Origin of the sequence: Microcystis sp. LE19-10.1B, assembly GCF_027530565.1 — a bacterium.
Classification (GTDB): domain Bacteria; phylum Cyanobacteriota; class Cyanobacteriia; order Cyanobacteriales; family Microcystaceae; genus Microcystis; species Microcystis aeruginosa.
On record NZ_JAPZQM010000017.1, the window covers coordinates 1 to 1687 of the forward strand.

General features: G+C 46.0%; 2 protein-coding genes. One reads left to right on the forward strand and one right to left on the reverse strand.

The genetic code is table 11. The features are described 5' to 3' along the window. The coding region (locus O9332_RS00630) for an Rpn family recombination-promoting nuclease/putative transposase (protein WP_288023253.1) at positions 1-661 on the forward strand (661 nt) is incomplete at its 5' end. A gap of 65 nt (positions 662-726) precedes the next feature. Here O9332_RS00630 and O9332_RS00635 read toward each other — a convergent pair. Further along, positions 727-1344: a PEP-CTERM sorting domain-containing protein gene (locus O9332_RS00635; protein ID WP_223213059.1), complete on the reverse strand. Its 618-nt coding sequence runs from the start codon at positions 1342-1344 to the stop codon at positions 727-729. Positions 1345-1687 lie beyond the last annotated feature (343 nt).

A 1687-nucleotide genomic window follows, 5' to 3' on the forward strand; every position in this document is an offset into this window, starting at 1 on the left:
ACTAATTCTCCATACCGAATTTCAAACCGACCCCGACTCCAAGATTCCTTTCCGAATGCTCGATTATCGCATTCGCGTCTATCGTCGTCATCCCCAAAAACCAATGCGTCAAGTGGTAATTTATCTGCGACGCAGCGATTCCCCCCTAGTACAAGAAAATACCTTCCGTCTGGGGGAAACCTTTCATTCTTTTCAAGTCATCCGTCTTTGGGAAGAAAATACACCACAATTTTTCCATCATCCCGGTTTATTACCCTTTGCCGTCCTCAGCAATACTGATGACCCCGAACAGGTGTTAAGTCAGGTGTCCCGTTCTTTAGAAACTATCCCCGAAAAACAGGTGCAAAGCAATCTCGCTGCCGCCACCAGTATTCTCGCTGGGTTAGTATTAAATCGGGAGACGATTAAAAAAATCCTTCGGAGTGACATTATGAGAGAATCCGTCATCTATCAAGATATTTTAGAGGAAGGCGAGGAAAAAGGACGACAAGAAGGACGACAAGAAGGACTGCAAGAAGGACGACAAGAAGGTAAAGAAGAAAAAGCCCGACAAATTGCCCTAAAAATGCTATCTGCTGGTTTTCCTATCCCAGAAATCGCCCGATTTACCGATTTATCCCCCGACGCGATCGAGGAATTACAAAGGCAGCAGCACAATTAAAGCTTTTAACCGCAAAGGGTGGGAAATTAGGGAAATTTTAGACCGTCTCCCCACCCCAAGCGCGATTAACGACGTTTAGCGAGGCGACGCACCACTAAACCACTCCCTAAGAACACCAGTCCTGTGATCATACCAGGTTCAGGAACTGCGACGGGAACAGAGGCAACAGAGGCAAAAGAAGCGCTATCGATCTGGAAGATATCGAGATCATTTGTATTAGTTCCAAAGACGATCGATCTGAAGTTTGCGTTACCAATAATGCCCAGAAAGCCGTTTGCTCCGCCGATACTGTTATTCACAAGCAGAGTTTGGTTTCCTGTACCATCGAAATTTCCCGTTAGGTTTAGCTGGTTAGGGTTAGTATTTAGAAAATCCGCTCCGAAGGCAAACACAGGTGAGGGAAAAGTCCAAGTGATAGTTGTGGAAGCGCTACTCGCATCTCCATCAGTGGAATTGAGGAAAAGTCCTCCACTAACGCTATTATCCTCAAACGCAACTGCGGGTGGAAAGGAATTCGCCGAAACGATGCCCGAATCCAGTGTTATTGTTTGAGCAGAGGCGATGTTGTTGCTAAAAGTATCGGTGGTGGTGACACTGCCAGCGATGGCATCGACGGCAGCTTGCCAAGCGGTGCGATTAGTGAAAATAGTGAAAGCTTCGGCGGAAGATACCGAACTCAGCACAAGGGTAGTGGTAAAAACCGTGGCTAGGGAAAAGGATTTCAGCCGAGCCTTTGATAAGCTCTGCTTCTCCACCCCCCGTGATTGATAAGTTTAGATAATGACATAAGACTTCAGAAAATTTAACTGTTTGTAACCTACTCCTTCCTCTAGTAATTGTCAAGGACTTTTTCCAAAGGTGTGAGATTTTTGGGGCAAAAATTCACTAATTAGGGGCTGCTGAAAAAGTTTTTCGTGGGGGCAGGGTGTGGGGTGTGGGGTGTGGGGTGTGGGGTTTTACCCATTTTCAGGTGGTCAATTACCTAATTTTCAGGGAAAAAATCCCTAAATTTTCCCCCCAATCACT